General features: G+C 50.0%; 1 protein-coding gene and 1 tRNA gene. Both read right to left on the reverse strand.

Features of this window, described 5'->3' with window-relative positions:
- Position 1: 1 nt before the first annotated feature.
- Positions 2 to 75 (reverse strand) — tRNA-Trp (locus tag J5F18_RS20570).
- A 155-nt stretch (positions 76 to 230) separates the two neighbouring features.
- Complete coding sequence (locus tag J5F18_RS20575; RefSeq protein WP_346300332.1) at positions 231 to 737, reverse strand: hypothetical protein; 507 nt, start codon at positions 735 to 737, stop codon at positions 231 to 233.
- Positions 738 to 1,212 lie beyond the last annotated feature (475 nt).

Here is a 1,212-nt window from a genome sequence, read left to right on the forward strand (position 1 = left end):
GCAGGGGTGGAGGGATTCGAACCCCCAACCGTCGGTTTTGGAGACCGCTGTTCTACCAATTGGAACTACACCCCTGAAGAATTCTTCTTCATTCCGAAGACACGCTAACCTTTCCTATACATTTAGCTCAGTAAAGGGATTTTTAGGAGGCATTCGGAATGGACGCGTCATTATACCCGCGAATTGGACAAAAGCAAGTAAAGACGTGTCACCGAATCACGGGTCGCTGCTTAGAACTGATAACCGAACGCAATATTCACATTGGTCATATCGCGATGCTCACCGCTACCATGGCCAACGCCGAAACCAACCGACCAACCCGGCGAATTGATGCCTCGGCGGTAATAATGATAATTCACACCGGCACCCATCACCGCTTTGTAATCACGCAGTGCAATTTGCCCATTGCGAACTTGAGCTTCCCCTTCGGTGCCAATTGGCCCGATAAAGACACCAAGGGCATGGCGATTCGGCTCCAATTCTCGGACGCCGATTAGGTCTGCACGCTGATAACTGATTGCAGCACCATACGCAGTGCCATAAAAATCGCTATGGCCGGCAAGACCCGCGCCAATCGACCAGCGGTCGCGCTCTGTTGTACGTGCAACCTGTACTCCTAAGCCACCGTACTCATTGCCAATACCCAATGCTGCCCGCACGCTTGCGTTGTCAGCATGGGCGACTGACGAGCCCAACAACCCAATCGCAGCTGCAACGATAATCCCAAGATACTTCATGAAGGTCCCTTTTTTATTTTTTTATCAGCGAAAAACCTTACCTGATCGTTGCAAAGACTTTAAGCATTGAATTGTCAAAGAATGTTACAAACAGACAAGGTTGTCCAAGATCAGTTCAGCGTAAGGAAAAACGAGATAGGCTCGGTATTCACCGCTACACTCACTGTCAGACGGAGAAAACAAAAAGCCCCCAAACGGGGGCTTCGATTCAAAGATTGTGACGCTTGCAGCGATTAGCTACCAGTACCCGTGACAACACGACACTGAACGTTAAATTCAAGCGTTTCAGTTGTGCTGTTTGCAGAAACCGAGCGAGTGAACTCTGCTACACCTGGTAACCGCGGGTTCACTTTTACCGTGTAGCCGCTAGCTTGTCCGTTAAGGTTCACCATATCATAACCACCAGCACTGTTCTGACTTGCTGATACGAACGGACGGCCCGAGCCGGATTCACGATAACTGACAACCGCACCAG

It is taken from the genome of Halomonas sp. BM-2019 (assembly GCF_017584085.1).